This is a genomic window from Burkholderia sp. BCC0405 (assembly GCF_902833075.1).
GTDB lineage: Bacteria > Pseudomonadota > Gammaproteobacteria > Burkholderiales > Burkholderiaceae > Burkholderia.
In genome coordinates this window covers 40,971-63,841 of sequence record NZ_CADFEO010000006.1, presented here as the reverse complement: position 1 = coordinate 63,841, position 22,871 = coordinate 40,971, and the positions used below count along the sequence as shown (strand labels likewise).

Annotated in this window: 7 protein-coding genes; 5 read left to right on the top strand and 2 right to left on the bottom strand. The window is 67.8% G+C overall.

Going from position 1 to position 22,871, the window contains the following annotated elements; translation table 11 throughout:
* Positions 1–163 precede the first annotated feature (163 nt).
* Complete coding sequence (locus HWX36_RS11515; protein WP_175952235.1) at positions 164–958, bottom strand: polysaccharide lyase family 7 protein; 795 nt, start codon at positions 956–958, stop codon at positions 164–166.
* A gap of 346 nt (positions 959–1,304) precedes the next feature.
* Positions 1,305–1,820: a shikimate kinase gene (locus tag HWX36_RS11510; RefSeq protein ID WP_244136385.1), complete on the bottom strand. Its 516-nt coding sequence runs from the start codon at positions 1,818–1,820 to the stop codon at positions 1,305–1,307.
* Between the two features lie 258 nt (positions 1,821–2,078).
* On the opposite strand from HWX36_RS11510, the gene HWX36_RS11505 reads away from it, so the two are divergent.
* The 5 genes from HWX36_RS11505 to HWX36_RS11485 all read left to right on the top strand — a co-directional run bounded on the left by HWX36_RS11505 (position 2,079) and on the right by HWX36_RS11485 (position 22,818).
* Entirely contained in the window at positions 2,079–4,235 is a 2,157-nt protein-coding gene (locus tag HWX36_RS11505) for a filamentous hemagglutinin N-terminal domain-containing protein (protein ID WP_175952234.1), read from the top strand.
* An 8-nt stretch (positions 4,236–4,243) separates the two neighbouring features.
* On the top strand, positions 4,244–6,061 hold the full coding sequence (locus HWX36_RS11500) for a ShlB/FhaC/HecB family hemolysin secretion/activation protein (RefSeq protein ID WP_175952233.1): 1,818 nt from the start codon (positions 4,244–4,246) through the stop codon (positions 6,059–6,061).
* A 15-nt stretch (positions 6,062–6,076) separates the two neighbouring features.
* On the top strand, positions 6,077–6,997 hold the full coding sequence (locus tag HWX36_RS11495) for a peptidyl-prolyl cis-trans isomerase (RefSeq protein WP_175952232.1): 921 nt from the start codon (positions 6,077–6,079) through the stop codon (positions 6,995–6,997).
* Positions 6,998–7,144: 147 nt separating this feature from the next.
* Entirely contained in the window at positions 7,145–22,438 is a 15,294-nt protein-coding gene (locus HWX36_RS11490; protein WP_244136384.1) for a filamentous hemagglutinin N-terminal domain-containing protein, read from the top strand.
* Positions 22,435–22,818, top strand: coding sequence for a hypothetical protein (locus tag HWX36_RS11485; protein ID WP_175952197.1), 384 nt, complete (start codon positions 22,435–22,437; stop codon positions 22,816–22,818). Before HWX36_RS11490 ends, HWX36_RS11485 begins: the two co-directional genes overlap by 4 nt.
* Positions 22,819–22,871: the final 53 nt, after the last annotated feature.

Below are 22,871 nucleotides of genomic sequence, written 5' to 3'. Positions count from 1 at the left end.
TCAAAATAATGTAAGTATTTTGGCTATTTGGTGGAGTAATAGCCAAAATATTGGCGTTTTCCTGACTGGCGCCTCACTCATCAACGCGAGATCGGCACCCGGGCACCGGGCGGACACATCGCATGCCCGCCCGGCGTACTCCATCGAGACGCGATCAGCTGTGTCAGCTATGCGTGAGCGTCAGCGCATAGAACTTCACGACGGTGCCGGGCGTCGTCAGCGGCGTGCCGGACACGGCCGTCTGGTCGTAGTCGCCCGCCTTGAAGTAGAAGCGCTCGCCGTCGAAACTCGAATCCATCGTGAAGGTCTTGGTCGTGCCGTTCGCCGTGACGGTGATCGTCGTGCCGCTCAGGCTCAGCGCGTAGCTGAACTGCTTGCCGATGCCGACCGTGGTGATCGGCGTGGTCGTCGCCTTGCCGCCCTGGTTGGTGCTTTCGAGCAGCAACTGCACGACGCCGCCGGACGTGAACTGCAGCTCGCACAGCGGCTTGCTCGGGCCGGTGCCCTGGAAGATCTGGCCGATCGTCGTGTGATCGGGCACCTGCGTGACGGCCACCGTCGCGTTCAGCCGGTTCGTGCCGGAGGTCGGCCAGATTGCGTTCTCGCGCAACTCGGTGCGCGGATGCAGCGAGCCGGACGTTGTCCAGCCCTGCGTCGGGTCCATCATCACCATCGATCCATCGCTGCCGTCGGTATAAAAGTACGTCGGGTTCACGTAGCCGCCCGCGAGCGACGAACCGCTCACCGTGTCGACCTTGCCGGACGCGCCGGTCGGCAACTGCAGCGTGAACGGCGCGAGGTTGAAGTTCGAGCCGGGCGGGTTCGACGGGCTGAGCGCCATCGCGGTGGCCTGCTGGCGGGCGGCGGCGGCCGGGCTGGCCGGATCGTCGCCGCCGCACGCGGACAGGCATGCAACGGACAGAACGGCGACGACGCACGGGATGATCCTGTTCTTCATGGTGTCTCTCTCTGATGGTCCATGGCTGGGCGCCATGTTGTGGATAACGTTTTCCTGTTCAGGCGTGCGATCGTCGAAGCGAGATCGGTGGCCCGTAGAAAGCACTCCAAAATGCAGAAAGCAGGTATGACGCGACAGATAGTAAAAGGATGCGAAAAAGCGGTGGAATAATGGCGCTTTCGGTCGGCTTTCCACGTGTCTGGGCCAGTCGATCGGGAACGATGCTAACAAGAAGCCTTGGAAGAGTAAACGTTTTCCTCGCATGAGGGATGCGGTTACTATCCGCTGGGTCGCGGCAAGCGCGACTGGAGCAGCTACATGGCGTGCGCGCGCGTCGTCGCAGGCGTTATGACTCCGTTACTGCGACATGCTGCGCAATTCGCGCCGCGCAAGCATCGGGTGTCGCATCGGACGTATCGAGCACCATCTGGCTGAATGGCCGCGACGCATAGCCTTCGCGATACATCTCGGCGATCCGGTTCCGCTCCCAGTCCGTCAGCGCGCGCGAGCCGCGATTCGACGATGCGACCGCTTCAGGCGGCGCGAGCGTCACGACGAACAACCGCGCATCGCGCGCAGCGCTTGCGGCGCGGAGCCGCTCGAACTCCGTTTCGCCGATCGGATAGGCAATGACCAAATGACGCTCGCGTGCGTTCGTGATCCGCGTGACGAGACGTTCGAGCGCGATCGCCCACTGAACGTCGAACGGCGCATCCTCGGGCGCATCGTGATCGTCGCCGTCGATGAAGCGCGCATCGGGCAGCACGCGTGCGAGCGCGAGACCGATCGTCGTCTTGCCGCTGTTGATCGGGCCGTTCAGGTGGATGACGGTAAGAGGTGGCGGGGCGATGGGGTGTTGCACGGGGGCTCGTGATTGTCGTAGAGGGAGCGGGACGCGGCACCGATCCGGCGCGGTCGATTGAAATGTATTTGTAATATTTTGGTGGCACCTCCGAAATGAAAATTTATTAGGGATATACCCTAAAGAAAGGTGGCGTGTGTGCCGTTAGCTCACCTCGGCAGCTCACAAAAGCATTACGGAAGCACTACATCCGTACAACCACACGACCAGATCAACCGAGGGGCGCACGGCCGGCGAAGCCGTGCGTGTGATTCGAAGATGGGACGCATCGATTTATTTCGGCGCGCAGGCATCGGGGGCTTGCGCGTCATCTTCCTTTGCCTGGCGGCGGCAGGGGGGCTGCCGCATTGTGCGGTCGCCGCGGGGATCGTGCCGGACGGCGGGACGCCGACGAGCGTGTCGGCGGGGCCGAACGGCCGGCAACTCGTGAATCTCGCGCCGGCGGTCGCCGGCGTCTCCAGCAACACCTACTCGTCGTTCAACGTGACGACAGCCGGCGCGACGCTGAACAACGTCGGTATCAACGCGCGCACGATCGTCAACCAGGTGACGAGCACGAACCGCAGCCTGATCGAAGGCGAGATCGCCGTGGTCGGGCCGCGCGCGAACGTGGTGCTGGCGAACCCGAACGGCATCACGATCAACGGCGGATCGTTCGTCAATACGGGGCATGTCGCGCTTGCCACCGGCAATGTGAGCTTCAACGACCTGCAGATCGCCCCGGGCGTGATCCAGCGCAACATCGTGCTCGATACGTCGACCGGCACGATCGTCGTCGGCCCGGGCGGTCTGGCCGGCGCACTGATCGGCCTGGACATGATCGCGAAGACGATTCGCGTAGACGGACCGATCGACAACACCTTTTCGTCGGCGACCGCCGGCGTGCGCCTGCTGGCCGGCCGCAGCCGGGTGGAACTGAACACGGGACTGTCGCCGAACGACAACGCCAACGACTGGCTGGCGCGCGGCGCGACGACGAATCCCGATACTGCGTCGTCCTACGCGATCGATATCACCGCTGCCGGCAGCCTGACCAGCGGCCGCGTGCAGTTGATCGTGACCGACCGCGGGCCCGGCGTGCGCAGCGCCGGCCCGATGAATGCGTCGCTGGGCGATTTCACGCTGACGTCCAACGGGAACGTCGCGTTTTCGCACACGAAGCTCGGCGTCGCCGGGGATTTCGCGGTGACGGCGCAGGGCAGCGTGACGTTGACGGACACGGAGGTGAAGGTCAACGGCGGCCGCGCCGGCCTGTCCGCTGCGGACGCGATCACGCTCACCGGCAGCAGCCTGCTGGCATCGGGCGGCATCAAGCTGAATGGCGCAGGTATCGCACTGCAGCCCGACGAAGCGATGGCCGGCTCGACGGTGGCGTCGTCGCAGAGCGGCGTGGTGCTGAAGAGCGGCGCAGACATCGTGAACGTCGGTTCGCTCGTGCAGGGGCAGGCCGCGATCGACGCGGATGCCGACTCGGCAGGCGCGGTGACGCTGAACGCGGCCGGCCGCATCCTGAACCAGTCGCAGCCGCAGACGCGGATCGGCATCCTGTTCGGCGTGCAGGGCGACGTATCGCTGACCGCGGGGGCGGACATCGTCAACCAGAATGCGCGGATCCTGTCGAACCGGAGCGTCTCGATTGCGGCTGGCGGCGACCTGGAGAACGTCGTCGATCACAGTACGGGCGTGCAGGACGGCGCGGTGATCGGGTTTGCCGAGCAAGGCGGCCGATTCCTGTTCTTCCGGCATCGCAGCGACGGCTTCACGGTCGATTACGGCGCGCTCGCGGACGCCTCCAAGCTTGCGTACATCACCGCCGACGCAGGAAATGTGTCCGTGCGCGCCGCGAACGTCAGGAACATCGGCGGCTCGATTCTTTCGAACGGCGGCTCGATCGACATCGCCGCGCGCGACAGCCTGCTGACACAGGCGATCTTCACGGGCCAGGCATCGTTCCGGCGTTCGTGTTTCGTCTTCTGCCGCTCGAGCGCATCGTCGAGCGTGCAGGCTTTCGGCGGCGCCATCGAGGCCAACACCGACATCCTGTTGAAGGCCGGCGCGCAGATTACCAATACGGGCGGTATCGTGCGCGCGCTCGGCGGGTTGACGCTCGATGCGCCCAGGACCCTCGCGCAGGGCGTGCCGGGCTATACCGTGATCAACCGCGATCACGATTTGAAGGCATGGTTCGGCAATCGCTGGGCAGCCATCTATCGGAGCGATACCGGCGGCCTGTTCAGCGGCGGAACCGGCAAGGTGCGCCTGACGGGCGAGGCGGATATCGAGGGCGGCGCGTACCTTGCGCCCGACGGCGTGCTGGCGGCCGGCGGCGTGGTGACGATTCGGCCGCCGCACCGGGATCTCGTGACGATCGGCAACCGCAATCATCTGGGCCTCGTGTCGTGGTTCGGTCTGTGAGGGGCGGCATGTCGCCGGCAATGGTGCGGGTGCTCGCGCTGGCGATCGGCGCGATGCCGTTGTGCGTGCGCGCGCAGCTCGCCGGCGGATTGCCGCCCGGCGCGCCGCCGGGATTCGGCGCGATACCGCCGGGGCTCGCGGTGCCGCGCGCCGAGCAGGACCCCGCGCAGCGCCTGCTCCAGGAACAGCGTGACCGGCAGCGCCGCGAGGAAATCGCGCAGCCGCCGGCGCAGATCGCGTTGCCCGAGCAGCCGGCCATGCCCGACCTGCCGCCGGGCACCGATGTCGAAACGCTGCCGGATGTGGCGCCGATGTTCCTGATCGAGCGCGTCGAATTCACGGGCGACACGATTCTGGGGCAGCCCGCGCTCGACCGTATCGCGGCACCGTTTCTCGGCAAGCAGCTCGGGCGCAACCGGATCAATCTGTTGCTGCGCCGGCTGACCGAAGCCTTCATCGCGCACGGCTACATCACGACGCGCGCCTACCTGGGCCCGCAGAACCTCGCGTCCGGCACGCTGAAGATCAATCTCGTCCCGGGGCGCGTGGCCGCGCTGACGCTGAACGGCAAGCCGCTGCGTCCGCGCGACCCGAACGAGAAATGGTACGAGGTGCGCGGCGGCGGGCTGTTGACCGAGGCCGGCACCGCATGGGCGTTCGCGAGCGCCCCGGGCGACCTGCTGCGCCTGCCCGATCTCGAGCAGGGCGTCGACCAGATCAACCGGTTGCGGCGCAACCAGGCCGAGATCCGCATCCTGCCGGGCGAAGCGCCGGGGGATTCGGTCGTCGCGATCTCGAACCGCTATGGCGACCGTCTTCACTACGACTTCGGCATCGACAACTACGGCAGCTCGCAGACCGGCAAGACGCGCTATCGCGCGGGCGTCGAGGCCGACAACGTGATCGGGCTGCAGGAGTCGCTGTCGTTCAACTACGTGGGGACGACCGAAACGAACGCGCTCGTGTTTTCCGCGGCGGTGCCGTACGGGTATCAGACCTTCAGCTACACGGTGTCGATGTCCGAGTACCAGCAGGCGATCGGCGACGTCGCGCTGCTCGAAGGCCGCACGTTCAGCCAGATGCTCGGCTGGAACGATGTGCTCGTGCGCTCGTCGAGCGGGCGCCTGAGCGTCGACGTGACGCTCAACAAGCTGCGCACCGAGCGCGATGTGAACGGCCTGCCGCTCTCGCCCCAGAACCTCACGGTGCTGCGCGTCGCGCTCAATGGACTGGCCCGGTTCGCCGCGCGTGGGCAGGGCGCCGCGGCGACCTGGGACGTCGGCGTATCGCGGGGGCTGCCCTGGCTCGCGGCCAACCATGACGCATCGGACATCGGCATCGACGACGCGCACAGCCAGTTCACGAAGCTCGATGCGACCGGCACGCTGCAGTTTGCGCTCGGCAGTCTCGCCGGGAGCGCATGGGCCTATCGCGGCACGCTGCGTGCGCAATACAGCCGCGTGGCGCTGTTCGGCAACGAGCAGATCTTCCTGGGCGGCATGGGGTCGGTCCGCGGGTTCACCGAAGGCGGGATCGCGGGCGACAGCGGCCTCTTCGTCCGTAACGAGGCCGCGTGGCAGAACGTGCCCGCCTGGCGCGACGCGCGAATCGAACCGTACGTGTTTCTCGATGGCGGCAAGGCCCACCTGAATGCGCAGGGCGGCTGGCCGACGCTCGTCGGCGCCGGCGTGGGCACGCGCGCGCAATGGCGCCTGAAGAGCGGAACGGTCTCGGCCGAAGTGCTGGTCGGGCAGGCGCTCGCGCAGCCGGCGGCGCTCGGCAGGAAAGCCACCGTGCTGCTGGCAACACTCAACTGGTCGGACTGAATGAAGGAGAACGTCATGAATCGTCTGTCGAACGGTCGCGCGATCGCGATGCAACGGAATCTGCGGGCGCGCCTGCGCCGGACGGGCATTGCGTTCGTCGCCGCCATGCTTTGCGGCACGGTCGCGCCGCAAGCGCAGGCACTGAACAAGGCCGCGAAGAAGCCGGCGGACACGGTCGCCGCGATGCCTGCCGATACCGTCGCGAGCGTGAACGGCGTGCCCGTCACGCAAACGCAAGTCGACGAAGCGGTGCGCGCGTCGAAGGCCGCCGATACGCCGGCGCTGCGGGCGGCGATGAAGAACCAGCTGATCGCACGCGAACTGTTCCGGCAGGCGGCGCTGAAGCAGCACTACGACACCCGGCCGCAAGTCGTTGCCGCGGTCGAGCAGGCGAAGACGCTTGCGATGACGCAGGCGTACCTGCACGACCAGGTCAAGCCGGCACCGGTCCCGGAGACGGACATCCGGGCACGCTACGACGCGATCGTCGCGGGGCTCGGCGAGAACGAATACAAGCCGAGCGCGATTGCGGTCAACGACGCGGACACCGCGAAGCAGATCATCGCGCGACTCAGGAAGGGCGAGGACTTCGGCACGCTCGCGCAGCAATTCAGCAAGGGGCCGGGTGCCGCGCAAGGCGGTGCGCTGAACTGGATCTCGTTCAAGACGCCGATCGAGGCGGGCAATACGCAGAACTGGCCGCAGCCGCTCGCCGAAGCGCTCGTGAAGCTGCCGCAGGGTGGCCTGACGCGAGAGCCCGTCCAGGTCGGCGATGCGTACTGGATCCTGCGCGTCGACGACAAGCGCGCGACGCAGGTGCCGTCGTTCGACCAGGCGAAGGACATGCTGCGGCAGCAGCTCGAGCAGGTCGCGATGGAGAAGGCCACGGCGCAGGTCGTGGTGGACCTGATCCGGAACGCGCGCATTCAGCAGTAGACGGCAAGCAGTTGTGCCGGGCCGATGCCCGGCGATCACCCACGCGATACCGGGCGGGGAAATCCCGGCATCGCGCGACGCCACGGTCGGCCGGCCGATGGCGCGAGACGCACGGCGCAAGCCCAAAAGAACGAAGCAGAAAAACAGATGAACACGTCCAAGCGTAAGGTCCTGCAGCAGCTCGCCGCCGCCGGTGCGGCGCGAATCGGCGCGCGCGCGCGGTCCGCGGCAGGTGGGCCGCGTTTCCTGGCGGTCGCGCCGGTCGTTCACCCGTATCGCTGGTGGCAGCGGGCGACCTGCGCGATCGTCGCGCTGACGATGTTCATCGGACCGATCACGGTGACGGTCGAGCAGGGGCGCGACGCGGCCGGCGTGCTGGGCGCGGGAAACCGCCGTATGGATGACGAAACGTGGCAGCGCGTGCTCGACCTGGCATCGCTGCGCGTGCGGCTGTCGATGCAGATTGCCGCTGCTGCGCCGATCGTCGACCCGACTGCGCCCATCGCATTCCAGCCCGCGATCACGCAATCGACGGGTGCCGGCGGCGGCGTGCCGGTCGTCAATATCACCGCGCCCAACGCGGCCGGCATTTCGCTGAACCAGTATCAGCAGTTCAATATCGACCCGGTCGGACTGATCCTCAACAACAGCCTGATGTCGGGGACTTCGTTGACGGGCGGCAACGTGCAGGCGAACGCGAACCTGAACGGTCGCACGGCGAGCGTGATCGTCAACCAGGTGACGTCGACAGGCAATGCCTACGCGAGCATGCTGAACGGCCCGCTCGAAGTGTTCGGCGCGCCGGCGACGGTCGTCATCGCGAACCCGAACGGCATCACGACGCGCGGCACGGGCTTCACCAATACCATCGGCGTCACGCTGTCGACCGGCGCGCCGCAGTTCCTGGGCAGCGTGGGCGGCACGGCGACCGGCTTCGCGAACGCGAAGGCGATCGGCTACAACGTGACCGGCGGCCATCTGCAGATCGAGGGCAATGCCGGCGTCAACGGGCCGGGCGCGGGGATCGAGGGGACGGTCGGCACGATCGACCTGATCGGCGAGACGATCGGCATCAACGCGCCGCTGTATGCGGGCACGCGTATCAACGCGATTGCCGGGCGGCAGTTCGTGACGCCGACGGCCGCGGATGCGTACGGCGCCACGTATGGCACTGCGTCGAACGGCGCGGCGAATTCTGCCGCCGCAATCAATGCCGCCAACGGCGGGGCGAACCGTTCGCTCGCGATCGACGCAACCGCGTTCGGCGCGATGACCGCCGGCCAGATCCAGGTGATCAGCACCGCGGCGGGCATGGGCGTGCGGGCCGACGCGCAACTGGCCGCGAACGCAGGCGACCTGCTGATGTCGTCGAACGGCGACGTGTCGGTCGCCGGGTCCGCCGCGCAGCAGCAGGCGACGCTGCACAGTGCGGGCAACGTATCGATGACGGGCGCGCACCTGGGTGTCGGCGGCTACACGATCACCGCGAACGGCGACGTGACGTCGACGGGCGCGATCCAGTCCGGCGGCAGGCTCGCGGTATCCGCTGGCGGCAACGTGAACGTCGCGAACGCGCAAGCCAGCGGCGACGTGGCGATTGCCGGCGGCGCGAACGTGACGCTGGGCGACGTGCAGACGGGGGGGGCGTTGGCGGTTGCGGCGCAGGGCGGAGCGGGCGGCGACGTGACGCTGAACGGGACGGCGCTGGCCGTGGCCGGCTCGTCGCTGCGTGCGTCGCGCGACGTCCGTGTCAACGGCCGGCTGGATAGCAGCACGGTCGACGCAAGCGCGCAACGCAGCATCGCATTGGCCGGCCCTGTGAACGCATCCGGCGACCTGACGCTCACGGCGCGTGACGGCGACCTCGCCACGACCGCGCGCGTCGCCAGCGGCGGGAACCTGTCCGCCAGCGCGGGGCACGATGTCGCGGCGAGCGGCGCGCTGCTGGCGAATGGCGACGTGAGCGTGCGGGCCGGAAACAGTGCGAGCGTCGGCGATATCCACGCGGGCGGCGTCATCGACGTGAGCGCGCAGGGCGGGGCCGGCGGCGGCGACCTGGCGTTCAACGGCAATACGCAGGCGACCGGCGCCACGCGCATCGCGTCGGCGCGCGACATCGCCGTGAACGGCACGCTGACCGGCGGTTCGACGCTGGCGCTCGACGCACGGCGCGACGTGACGATCGGCGCGCACGGCACCGTGCAGTCGGCGGGCGACCTCGCGCTGACGGCGCGCACCGGCAGCGTGACGTCGAACGGCACGTTGACGGGCGCATCGAACCTGTCGGTGCAAGGCGCGCAGGACGTCACGCTGCTCGGCGCGACGGGCGCGATGGCGGACACGACGCTGAACGCGGGCCGTGACGTGACGGTGGGTGGCACGCTGTCCGGGCGCGGTGGCGCGCGGCTCGACGCAGGGCGCGACATCGTCCTCGGCGGCAGCACGGGTTTCGTGAAGGACGTGCAGGCGCAGGCGGGCCGCAACCTGACGACGACGGGTTCACTTGCCGCGACGAACGTGACGCTGGGCAGCGGTCAATCGATGACGCTGCACGACGTGCAGTCGTCCGCGGCGTTGCAGGCGAACGCGCAAAACGGCGCGCTCACGATCGACGGCAACGTGACGTCGTTGTCGACCACCCAGCTCGAATCGGGCGGCGACACGGCGGTGACCGGCAGGCTGCAAAGCACGGGCCGCCTCGATGTCACGAGCGGCGGCGCCGTCGCGATCGCGGGGCAGGTCAATACGTTGTCGACCGGAACCTTCCGCGCAGGAAACCGGTTCAGCGTGGACGGCACGCTGCAGACGACCGGCACGCTCGATATCGCCAGCGGCGCCGACGCCTCGATCGGCGGCACGGTGAACGCGCTGTCGGATGCGATCCTCGCGTCGAGCGGCGGCGTGACGGTCAACGGCCTGCTGCAGAGCGCGGGCCCGTTGGCGCTGACGAGCGGCGCGAACACGTCGATCGGCGGCACGGTGCTGTCGACGGGTGACGTCACCCTCAAGAACGCCGCGGGCTCGCTGACGAGCACCGGCACGATCCAGGCGGGCCGCGATCTGCTGATCGACGCCGCGCACGCAGTCGATCTCGGCAAGCAGCAGACGATCGCGCAACGCGACCTGGCGGTGCGCGCGGGCGGCGACCTCGTCGCGAACGGCACGGTGATCGGCCAGCGCAACGGCATGCTGAATGCCGGTGGCGCGCTGGGCGGCGCGGCGGCGATCGCATTCGGGCAGGCGGCGACGCTTCGATCGGGCGGCGATACGCGCCTGACGGGCTCGTTGCGCGGCGACACGGTGCAGACGCAGGCGGGTGGATCGGCGTCGCTGCACGACGTGCAGGCCGTGTCGTCGATGTCGCTGGCCGCGACGCAGGATCTCGCGACGACGGGCAACCTGATCGGCAACGCAACGACGACGTTGCAGGCCGGGCGCGATCTCGGCGTCAGCGGCGCGGTTCAGTCGTCGCAGACGCTGACGCTGGCAGCCGGTCGCGATCTCGCAACCACGGGCGCACTGCGGACCGACCAGGATCTGCACGTTCGTGCGGGCAACGACGCAGCGATCGGCGATATGCGGGTCGGCACCGTGCTCGACGTGAAGTCGCAAGGCACGGCGGGCGGTGGCGACGTGGCGCTCAACGGCAACGCGATCGTCGCAGGCGTGACGAACGTGCAGGCGGCGCGCGACGTCGTCGTGAACGGTTCGCTCACCGGCGCCACGCAGGTGGCGCTGTCGGCGCAGCGCGACGTCGGCGTCAACGGCGGCGGCGCCGTCCGCGCCATCGGCGATCTCGCAATCACCGCGACGACCGGCAGCATCGCGTCGGCCGGCGCATTGAGCGGCGCAGGCGCGCTGACCGCGAATGCGGCACAGGATGTCGCGCTGACCGGTACGACCGTGTTCACCGGCGACACCGCCGTGACGGCGGGCCGTGACGTGACGGTCGGGGGAACGCTGGCGGGCCGTGGCGGCGCACGCGTCAACGCGGGGCGTGACATCGCGCTGGGTGGCAGTACAGGATTCCTGAAGGATGTGCAGGCGCAGGCGGGACGCAACCTGTCGATGACGGGTTCGCTCGCCGGCGCGAACGTGACACTGGGCAGCGGCCAGTCGATGACGCTGCATGACGTGCAGTCGTCGAGTGCATTGCAGGCCAATGCACAAAACGGGACGCTGACCGTCGACGGCACGGTCACGTCGTTGTCGAGCGCGCAGCTCAAGTCGGGCAGCGATACGTCCGTGACCGGCACGCTGCAAAGCGCGGGCCGTCTCGATCTGACGAGCGGCGGCGATCTCGGGATCGGCGGCACCGTCAGCGCGTTGTCCGATGCGGCCGTCACGTCGAGCGGCGCGGCGAGCGTGAACGGGCTGTTGCAGAGCGTGGGCCCGTTGACGCTGACGAGCGGCGCGAACACGTCGATCGGCGGCACGGTGCTGTCGACGGGGGACGTCACCCTCAGGAACGCGGCGGGCTCGCTGACGAGCACCGGCACGATCCAGGCGGGCCGCGATCTGCTGATCGACGCCGCGCACGCGGTCGATCTCGGCACGCAGCAAACCACGGCGCAACGCGACCTGACGGTGCGCGCGGGCGGCGACCTCATCGCGAACGGCACGGTGATCGGCCAGCGCAACGGGGTGCTGAATGCCGGCGGCGCGATGGGTGGCGCGGCGGCGATTGCATTCGGGCAGGCGGCGACGCTTCGATCGGGCGGCGATACGCGCCTGACGGGCTCGCTGCGCGGCGACACGGTGCAGATGCAGGCAGGCGGGGCGGCGTCGCTGCACGACGTGACGGCCGCAGCGACGATGTCGCTCACGGCCGCGCAGGATCTCGCGACGACGGGTACCGCGGTGGCCGGCTCGACGGCGACGCTGCAGGCCGGCGGGAACCTGGGCGTCGGCGGCGTGATGCAGGCGGTCGGCGATATCGCGCTGACCGCGACGAACGGAAGCGTGTCGACCAGCGGACCGATCGCCGGCAACGGCGCGATCGACATGCAGGCGGGTACCGACATCCTGCTGAACGGAACGGTCGGCGCGGCGCGCGGCATGTCGCTGAACGCGGCGCGTGACGTTTCGACGACGCAGGCCCTGAACGTGCTGGCGAACGACCTGCGGATCACGGCCGGCAACAACGCCGGCGTGGCCGATGTGCAGGCGGGCGGGGCGTTGTCCGTCACCGCCCGAAACGGCGACGCGGCGTTCAACGGTACGGCTGCGGCGCTCGGCGAAACCACCGTGATCGCAGGGCGCGACGTGGTCGTGCGCGGCGCGCTCGCCGGTGGCGGCGACGGCACGAGCGCGACGCATGCGCCGACGTCCGTGCAGGCCGGGCGCGACGTCCAGGTCACGGGCATGCTCGCGGGCGGCGCAACGCTCGGCGTCAACGCCGCGCGGGACGTGACGATCGGCAACGCCGGTCAGGTCCAGGCGGCCGGCGACATGACGCTCGCCGCCGGCGCGGGCAGCGTGACGTCGCAGGGCACGCTCGCGGCCGAACGCAATGTCGCGCTGACGGCGGCCAAGGACGTGTCGCTGATCGGCAAGACCAGCGTCGGCGGCGATGCGGCGCTGACGGCCGGGAACGACCTGACGCTCGGCGGCTCGGTGGTAGGCAAGGGCGGCGCGGTGCTGAACGCGGGCCGCGATGTGGCGATCGGCGGCAGCACCGTCTTCGCGAACGACGTCGCGGCCAGGGCCGGCAATGACCTCGCGGTCGTCGGCGCGCTGCAGGGGCAGGCGGTGTCGCTGAGCGCCGCGCGCTCGGTCGCGCTGAAGGACGTGCAATCGAATGCGGCGCTGACCGTCAACGCGAAGGGCGGCGCACTGACGATCGACGGTACCGTCAACTCGCTTGCAGGCGGCACGTTGAACGCCGCCGGCGACCTGGCGGTCAACGGCGCATTGCAGACGGCCGGATCGCTCAATGCGGCGAGCGGCGGCACCCTCGCGGTCAACGGGGCCGTCAATGCGCTCGCCGATGCAACCTTGCATTCGGCCGCGGACCTGAACGTGAACGGCACGCTCCACGCGGGCGGCCCGCTGGCGGCATCGAGCAATGGCGTGCTGTCGGTCGGCGGCAAGCTCGACGCGGCCGCCGATGCGGCCTTGAGCGCGGCGGGCGGCCTCGTGGTCGACGGCACCTTCAACGCCGGCCGCAAGCTCGACATGACGAGCGGCGGCCCGACGACGCTGCGCGGTGTGGTCAACGCGGCAGCGGCGGGCGTGCTGCGCTCGGACGGCGACATCACGGTCAACGGCACGCTGCAGGCGGCGGGGCCGCTCGACGTGATCGGCGGCGGCAACACGACGGTCGGCGGCGCGCTGGTGTCATCGGGCGACATGACGCTGCGCAATGCCGCGGGCGCGCTGACGAGCACCGGCACCCTGCAGTCGGGCGGCAACCTGTCGGCCGACGCGGCCGGCACGATCGATCTCGGCCAGGGGCGCACGACGGCGCTTGGCGATCTCGCGGTCAACGCCGGCCGGGATCTGCGCACGGACGGCACGGTGATCGCGCAGGGGCGCGGCACGCTGACGGCCGGCGGCGCGATCGGCGGGGCGGGGGCGCTGGCGATCGGCGGCGCGGCGACGCTGCAGTCGGGCGGCGACACGCGGCTCACCGGCTCGCTGCGCGGCGACAAGGTCGACGTGAACGCGGGCGGTCACGCGACGCTGCACGACGTGATGGCGGGCGCATCGATGACGCTCGCATCGGCCGGCAACCTGCGCACGACCGGCGCGGTGACCGGCAACGCGGACGTGCTGCTGCGCGCGGGCGGCGACATCGATCACAGCGGGGCGTTGCAGGCCATCGGCCATGCGACGGTCGACGCGCGCGGCGGGCATGTCGCGTCGACGGGCTCGATCGCGACGAACGGCGCGCTCGCGGTGAAGGCGGGCACGGATATCGCGCTCGGCGGCAAGACGGCCTCGGCGCTGAACACCGCCCTGACCGCCGGCCGCGACCTCGCGATCGGCGGCTCGCTGGCGAGCGGTGGCGCGTTCGATGCGACGGCCGGCGGGAATGCCGGCATCGCCGGCACGGTGCTGGCGATCGGCGACACGCAGCTCGGCGTGGCCAACGATATCGACGTGACCGGCAAGCTCGAGGGCCACGGGGCCGGTGCGCTCGGCGCCGGCCGGGATCTGACCGGCGCGGGCACGATTGCGTTCGCGCAGGCCGCGACGCTCGATGCGGGCCGCGATGTCGTGCAGGGCGGGCTGGTGCAGGGGCACACGGTTGCGGTCACGGCGGCAGGCAATGCAAGCGTGACGAACGTGCAGGCGGACGAGTCGTTGTCGCTGCGCGCGAACGGCTCGCGCACGGACACCGGGCCCGGCAACCTGACGATCAACGGCACGGCCGCCGCCGGCGGGCGCATCGATGCGGTCGCGGCGCAGGATGTATCGGTGCCCGGCAAGCTGCAAGGGGCAACCTCGGTCGGCATCGACGCGGGGCGCAACGCCGTGATCGGGGGCGCGGCCCAGTCGGGCGGCGCGATGACGATTGCCGCGCATGCCGGCGATCTGGCCGCAACCGGGGGGATCAACAGCGGCGCGACGCTCGACGTGACGACCGGACGCGATCTGTTGCTCGGCGCGACGACGAGCGCGGTTGGCGACATGGCGCTCACCGCCGGGCGCGATCTCAACACCGGCAGCGGGCTGCTGATCGGCGACGCGAACGGCACGCTGCGCGCGGGGCGCGACCTGATCGGCGCCGGGACGCAGTCGTTCGTCAACGGGACGTTCGATGCCGCCGCGCAGCGCAATGCGACAGCGGACGGTCTCGTCCAGGCGAAGGGCGTGCAGTTGAAAGGCGGCAACGATGCGTCCGTCAACGATGTCGTCTCGGCCACCACCCTCGACCTGAAGGCGCTCGGCAATGCCGGCGGCGGCGATGCCGTGGTGCGCGGCGCCGCGCAGGCGGCCGGCGCCGCGAGCGTGACCGCCGCGCATGACGCGCGGGTGACGGGCACGCTGGCGAACGGTGCGGCGCAAACCTTGAGTGCGGGCAACGATGTCGTCGTGAGCGGTACGTCGCAGTCTGCCGGCGACATGAAGGTGGCCGCATCGGGTGGCAACGTGCAATTGAACGGCACGACGACGTCGGGCGGCGCGCTCGATGTGCGCGCCGGCGTCGATGCGCAATTGAACGGGACGATCGCCGCGGCGGGCATGACGACGGTCCAGGCCGGCCGCGATATCGGCATCGGCGGCAGTCTGGCCGGTCAGGCGGGCGGCACGCTGACGGCCGCGCGGGATATCGCCGGCGTGGGGTCGGTGGCGTTCGGGCAGGCCGCTGCGCTTGCCGCGACGCACGACGTCGCGTTGTCGGGGGCGCTGCAGGGCGCGAGCGTGTCGGTGACGGGCGGCAACAATGTCGGCCTCGCCAGCGTGCAGGCAGTGTCGGGCGACCTGTCGGTCGTCGCGAACGGTCTTGCGGGCGGCGGCGACGTGACGCTCGGCGGCGCGGCCACCGCGCTGGGCGCGTTCTCGCTGCAGGCGGCGCGTGACATCAACGTGAATCACGCGATCAATGCGGGCGCGGCGACGGACATCAAGGCCACGCGCAACGTCGCGCTCGCCGACGTGAACACGGCCGGCGACCTGAGCATCGCCGCGTCGAACGGCAGCGCCGCAGCAGCGAACGTGACCGCGCGCGGCAACCTGAACGTGACGGCAGGGCAGGCGATCGCGCTGTCGGGGCAAACCGTGTCGGGCGGCAATGCGACGCTGGCGTCCGGCGGCGACATGACGCTGGTCGGCAGCATCGCCGCGCAGCAGGCCGGCAAGCTGACGGCGGGCGGCTCGATCGACGCGGCGTCGATCGCGTTCGGCAAGCAGGCCACGGTCAGCGCGGCGAGCAGCATCGCCGTGAAGGGCGGCGTCTCGACCGACGGCGACCTGGCGATGACGGCCGGCAACGACCTCGCGATCGGCAGCGCGCAGACGGGCGGTGCGATCGACTTGCGCGCACAGGGGCACAACGGCGCCGGCGACGTGGTCGTGAACGGCAGCCTGACGTCCGGCAAGGCGACGACGCTCGCCGCCGCGCGCGACGGGGTGATCGCCGGAAGCGTCGGCAGCGGCGCAAGCCTGACGGCCGGCGCGGGCCGGAGCCTCGGCATCGCCGGCGCAATTCGTTCGAACGCCGATACGTCGCTGAGCGCGACGAACGGCAATCTCGTCGTGGGCGGCGACTTCGTGTCCGTCGGCAATTTCGGTGCGCGTGCCGGCGGCACGCTGACGCTGCTGACGGGCGGGCTCGCCAACGGCGACACCACGTTGACGTCCGGCGGCGCGATGACGCTCGGCGGCGCACTGTTCGGCCTCGGCGGAGCGAATCTCGACGCGGGCGGCGCGATCACGGGCGGCAGCGCGCTGACGTTCGGCAAGGATATCGGCGTCACGTCCGGCGCGGGTGTCACGCTGGGCGCGATCCAGGGCGCAGGGAAGTTCACGGCGACGTCGACCGGCGACCTGTCGCTCGGCGCGACGACCGCGGTCGGCGGTGTGTCCGCGACGTCGCAGGCGGGCAGCGTCGCCGTCAACGGCGCGCTGCAGTCCGGCGGGAACGTGCAGATCCAGGCCGCGAACAACGCGCAGGTGACGGGCGCGGTGTCGTCGATGGGTACGGTGAACGTCAACGGCGTCAGCGGCAACGTGACGCTCGCGGGCGTGTCGTCGAACGGCGACACGACGCTGCATGCCGGGCAGAACCTCACGCTCGGCGGCTCGAGCATCGTGGCCGGTCAGCTGGGCGTGTCGGGCGGCAACGTGGCGCTCGACGGGACGGTGACCGGTTCGAAGAACGTGACCGTCTCCGCGCAAGGGACGGTGGATGCCGGCAACGCGACGATCGTCGCGTCGCATGACCTGCAGGCGAGCGGCGCGAACGTGACGCTCGGCAACGTGACCGTCGGCGGCGGGCTGAACGCGCAGGCGTCGAACCAGCTCACGCTGGCGGGCGGGCATGCGGTGAACGTCGTGGGCAAGGCGACGCTCGCATCGCAGAACGCGTTGCATAACGCGGCCAGCGTGCTGGCCGGTTCGCTCGACGTCAACGCGCCGAACCTGACGAACGCGCGCGGCGCGTCGCTCGCGTCGATCGGCGCGACGACGATCAATGCGTCGAATTTCACGAACGCGGGGCTGGTGAACGGCACGACGACCAACGTAGGCGTCGGCGGCGCGCTGACCAACGTCGGCGGGTCGCTGATGGGTGTCAATTCGCTCGGCATCAACACCGGCACGCTGAACAACCAGAACGGGATCATCTTTGCCGGCAATCCGGGCGCGGCAACCGGCGCGATCGGCGACGTGTCGCTGACGGTCAACGGCGGCAACGGCGCGCTCTACAACGCGGGCGGCCAGTTGCTCGCGCAGCGCGACATGGGCATCCGCGTCGCCAACATGACGTTCGATCCCACGCAGGGGACGATTAGCCAGGGCGGCAACCTGTCGATCACGGCCGGCTACGTGAACGTCGGAAGCACGTGGAATTACGGCGGGCAGAGCGTGTCGCTGACCGGCCTGAACGGCATCACGAACACCGGCACGATGACCGGCACCGCCGCGCTGACGCTGTCGTCCGGCGGCGGGACGTTCGAGAACCACGGGCAGGTCACCGGCCGCGACGTGACGTTCAACGGCACGCTGAACAATGCGGGCGGTGCGGTGATGCATGCGGACAACGCGTTGACGCTGAACGGCGATACGACGAACCGCGGGACGGTCGAGGCCGGGAGCGTGCTGACCGTATCCGGCTGGAACTACGACAACCAGGGGGCGACGACGCAGTCGAAGGGGGATGTGGTGTTCCGCCTCGGCGGAACGCTGCAGAACACGGGCGGGTCGATCTTCGCCGGGCGGAACGTCGATATTTCGGCGGGGGCGGTGGTCAACGATCAGACCGCGCCGGGCGCGGCGGTGACGACGACGCGGGCCGTCGACGATCCCAATCTGCTGTGGTCTGGTGTGGTCGGAAGCGTTACGTTCTGGGTAACCGATAGAACATTGGGGGGCGACCACGGATATACGCTTCCGGCTCAGCGCAAGTTCGATGCCACGCTTGGCGATCTACTTTCACCGACAGGTTCACGCAACGGAAGAACACTGTACGCATACGGGTGTACCGAAGCGACTTGCCAGATTCGCGCGTCGCAACCCGTTGCCGGGTCGGGTTCGGTCACGTTTGCTCAGTACACGACGTATGTCGAGACGAGCAACGGAAACGCTTCGATGCAGCCGAAATGGGCAGTCGATACCGGTGCCGGCGGCGCGATACAGAAGCAGACCTTCACGCTGCCTACCGTCTGGGAAACGACGACTACCCAGCAGGCCGGAACCTCAGGTGTCATTTCGGCAGGCAATTCGATTTCGCTTGCGGCGTCGACGCTGTCGAACCGCGGTGGCCAGATCGCCGCCCAGGGAGACGTCACGCTCAACGTACAGTCTTTGAGCAACGGCGCCGTCGCGCCGACGATGGTCAACCAGACCATGCATCAGGTCGACCAGGCGCAGTACACGGCTTTCCTCACGCAGATCAACGCGCTTGGAAATGGCTCGGGTTCGGCGGCCCCGTGGGTCGGAATGTTCAACAGACTGGGTCCCGTTTTCGTAAAGGGATCTGGCAGCTATAGAGACGACCTGTCGCCAACGACGTTCACGATCAACGTGAACAGCACCGCACCGTCATCGACCGGAACGCTGAGCACCTCGACTCCGACCGGCATGATTGCCGCCGGGCGCGATCTCGTGGTCGCGGGCGGGAATCTCGTCAATAGTGGCCTGCTCTATGCCGGCCAGAACGTGCGCGTCAATGCGCAGAACCTGTCCAACCAGGGCGGCAACCAGCAGAACTACGCGAGCCAGGTCGGTTGCGCATCCGGCGTGCCGAATTCCGCCTGCGGCAATGCGGGACATCCGCGCGGCAACAACCCGACCACCACGACGTTCGGCTACCAGCAGAGCGACGCGACGATCTACGCCGGTCATGACCTCGTCATCGCGGCCGGCCAGATCAACAACACGTACGGCAACCTGCTGGCGGGCCACGACATCGTCATCGGCGGCGTTGGCTCGACCGCGGGCTCGACCACGCCGGCGCAGAGCCTGAACAACACGTCGGGCAATATCGTCGCGGGCAACGACATCAAGCTGAACGTCTCGGGCGCGATCACCAACAACCTGCCGCCGCCCGTCCCGGTCCACGAGAACTACGGCAAACAGGAAAAGTATTCCGGCTGCATGACCGCCGGTGGTTACAAGGAGAGCTACTGCGAAGGTTACGTCGACCAGCAGTCGGGCAGTTCGTCGGCGATCAGCGCGGGCAACAACCTGCAGGTCAGCGCGGGCAGCCTGACGAACATCGGCAGCCTGATCGCGGCCGGCAACAACGCGACGATTTCCGTCGCGGGGCCGGTCGTCAACGAGGCGCAGGTGCTGAACGCGTACTGGCACTCGCACTGGGTGCAGGAAACCGGGATGTTCAGCAGCGACAAGCGTCACGACATCTGGGCATGCGGCACGCCTGAGCAGTGCAAGGCGCTGTACGGGAGCGCCTATACGGGCACCGGCGGCACGATCGATCCGCCGACGCCGGTCGGCAACATCGCGGCGACGATCCAGGCGCCGAACCTGTCGATCTCGTCGGGCGGGCAGATCCAGAACGTCGGCAACGTGCTCGGCACGTCGGTGTCGTTGAGCGGGCAGAAGCTGATCAACGGCATCACGACGCCGAATACGTACACGCCGCAGGTCGCCGCGCCGCAGCGTGTGATCACGCTCAGTCCGGTGACGCTGCCGGGGCTGAACCTGTCGATCCCGCGTGCGGTAGGGATGGGCGCGCTGCCGACGCCGGTCGCCGGCAAGGCGTCGTATGTCAACGAGTCGCTGGGCGGATCCGCGCTTGGCTCGATCGGGCCGCAGGATCTGCTGAACAACCTGCCGAAGAACTTGCAGCCGTCGTCGACGCTGTTCTATTTCAATCCGCAGGAAGAAGACCTGCTGTTGCAGCAGGCGGCGCTGAAGCAGACCGGCAAGGCGAGCTTCGTCGACGGGCTGACGTACGACAGCAAGAACAACGTGTCGGTGTCGGAGCAGCAGAAGGAGTACCTGTACCAGAACGCCGTCGAGTATTCGAAATCGCGCGGCTTGCAGCTCGGCGCGGCGTTGACGCAGGAGCAGATCAATACGCTCGACAGGCCGATGCTGTGGTACGTCGAGCAGACGGTGCCGGACCCGACGTGTCATGCGACGGGAGCCGCGACGTGCCCGACGATAACCGCGCTGATGCCGCAGGTGTATCTGCCGCAGGACACAACGGCGATGTCGGCCGGCGGCAACATCTCCGGCCGCGATGTCACGCTGAAATTCAACCAGGACGGCAACGGCAGCATCCTCAACACGGGGAGCATCACGGCGTCAGGGACGCTGAGCGTCGATACGCACACGCTGACGAACCAGGCGAACCAGGTCAATGTCGGGGAGATCTGGCAGAAGGTCGATGGCGGCTATCTGAAGACGACCGGGACGGTGGTGCAGCCCGGCGGGTTCATGAGCGCGGCGAACATGGACCTGAACGTGCAGGCGCTCAACCAGATCGGTGGGGCGCTGCAGAAGTTGAATGCAGACGGCACGGTCGATCAGGCAGGTACGCAGCAGGTGCTCGCAAACCTGCAGCAGCAACTTGGCGTGAATTTTACGCAGACGTCGGTCAGTGATCACCTGCATTCGGACTTTGTGAAGGAAGGCGGTGGGCTGCCGACGTTTGCCATCGCGGCCATCGCGATTGCGGCGTCGATCGTGACGGCTGGTTCGGCTGCCGCGGCAGCTGGCGTTGTGATGACGCAGTTGTCGGTTGGTTCGGTCATGATCGGTGCTCTTGGTGGCATGGTTGGAAGCATCACCAGCCAAGCATTCTCAGGGAACGGGCTGAATTTCGGACAGATCCTGCAGGCGGGCGCACTTGGCGCATTGACTGCCGGTGTCATGGCTGGGACGGGTCTTGCGAATCTTCAGGGTTTGCAGGATCTCGGTCGAACAATCGGAACCGGTGGAGCGGTCTCGATGGGGCAACTCGGCCAGGTGTTGGAGAAGATTGTTGAGCGCGGCGTCGTGTCGGCGGCGATCAACACGGTCGTATCCGGCGGTAGCTTCGGCAGTGCGCTTACGAGCAGCATGATTAGCGATCTCGGTATGGTCGGTGCAGGTGCGATCGGAGTTGCTTCGACGGACAGCAGCTCAATGCTGGTAGAGGGGAGCCCTGGATACGTATTGGCCCATGCCGGATTGGGATGTGCATTGTCGGCGGCGAAAGGAACGGGGTGTGCAAGCGGGGCGATTGGTGGAGCGGCCAGTGCGTTGGTTGCTCCGGTTGTGCGCGATGCGTTGTACAACGGCAAGGAGGACTCCAACTATGTGGAGCGTGCGGACGGTACCGTTGAGAAAGTAACGGGTTTTGACGATCCGGGGCTCAATGCGCTGACCGCGGGGATCTCGACGATGGCTGGAGGCGTGCTGGCCAGCGCAGCGGGGCAGAACACTTCGGGTGCAACCTTTGCAGCTGAGAACGAGGTGCTGAACAATGCACTGAGTCGGAAGTATGCGCCGGTCAAGGCTCAATTGGATGCCTGCGGCGGACAACCGAAATCATGCTACGTCGAGGCGCTGAAATCGACGCAGGACGCCTACGAACAATCCAAGAAGGACGTGGAGGCATCATGCGGTGCTGGTGGCAGCAGCGCGTCGTGCAAGACGGCACAGGCTGACATGGCGCAGTTGTACGTCAATCAGAAGGCGCTCGCGCAGTCCGTCGCGACGATGACGGACAACAACACGATCGTGTCCAACGCGATTCACAACGTTGTGTCCGCCGGTGTTGGGCTGCTTGCAGGCAGTATTCTCGGCAGGATTATTGGAGCAGTGCGCGGCTTTGGAGCATCGTCGTCGGTTACCGTTGGCAAAGCTTCGGAGCCGCTCACGGTGGGCGACGAACCTTACGCGGGTCCGGGTAAGACTTGGGATGGAGGAATGTCGCATCCGGTTGCTTCCAATGTTGCCGGTACCACAAGCAACGCGGCTACTGCTGGAAGCGCGGCGAACATGACAACTTCTGTGCAGCTTCGCACGCAGTTGGCGTTTCAGGAGGCAGGTATTCTTGACGCGAATGGTTTGCTGACGCAATCGGCGATTCGAAATTCGGATCCGATTGCGCTCGCGGAAGGGAAAATCAAGAACCCGGTTGTCGTGCAGGAACTTACGCGCGACGGCTCGGCCATCACCGACTGGGGGAAGTACACGACGCAATCTGCGAAAATGCCTAACGGGCAGTCAATGCAAATTCACTACTACATGAACGCGGTGACGGGTAAGGTTGATTACGTCACCTCTGATTTCAAAGTTAAGGGTATTGTCAAACCATGAAGGTTAGATATTGCAAGGCGCAGGCGCATGACGGGCGAGAACCTGACCCGAGTTTTACATTGGGAAATACGTATTTGGTTCTCGGTGTCCGCTTTCAGCCGGAAGCACGGCCAGCGATGATTATTGTCCAGCGTGACTCGGATGGAACTCCGGTCATGGTGGAGCTTCGCAATTTCGACGTTGTCGATTCAGCTATTCCGACCGACTGGTGCTTCTCTGATTTTGGTGGGGGCTCCTATGCCCTTGAGCCATGCGCATTTGCAGGAGATTTCTGGGATCGTTATCACGATGCCAACCCCGATGCGGAGAAGGTGTTCTCGCAAGTGGTCGAAGTGCTCGCCGCCTTTCATGCGGGAGCGGTTCCTCGTGCTGCCAAGTAGCAAAGTGTTGATTGTTTGGGGGCTTGAGTCTGTGAGTTTTCGATAGGCTTGGA

What these genes read in the sequence shown, in the direction of transcription:
- HWX36_RS11490 (WP_244136384.1), top strand. Translation starts at nt 7,145, where the DNA reads ATGAACACGTCCAAGCGTAAGGTCCTGCAGCAGCTCGCCGCCGCCGGT.
- HWX36_RS11500 (WP_175952233.1), top strand. Translation starts at nt 4,244, where the DNA reads ATGTCGCCGGCAATGGTGCGGGTGCTCGCGCTGGCGATCGGCGCGATG.
- HWX36_RS11485 (WP_175952197.1), top strand. Translation starts at nt 22,435, where the DNA reads ATGAAGGTTAGATATTGCAAGGCGCAGGCGCATGACGGGCGAGAACCT.
- HWX36_RS11505 (WP_175952234.1), top strand. Translation starts at nt 2,079, where the DNA reads ATGGGACGCATCGATTTATTTCGGCGCGCAGGCATCGGGGGCTTGCGC.
- HWX36_RS11495 (WP_175952232.1), top strand. Translation starts at nt 6,077, where the DNA reads ATGAATCGTCTGTCGAACGGTCGCGCGATCGCGATGCAACGGAATCTG.
- HWX36_RS11515 (WP_175952235.1), bottom strand. Translation starts at nt 958, where the DNA reads ATGAAGAACAGGATCATCCCGTGCGTCGTCGCCGTTCTGTCCGTTGCA.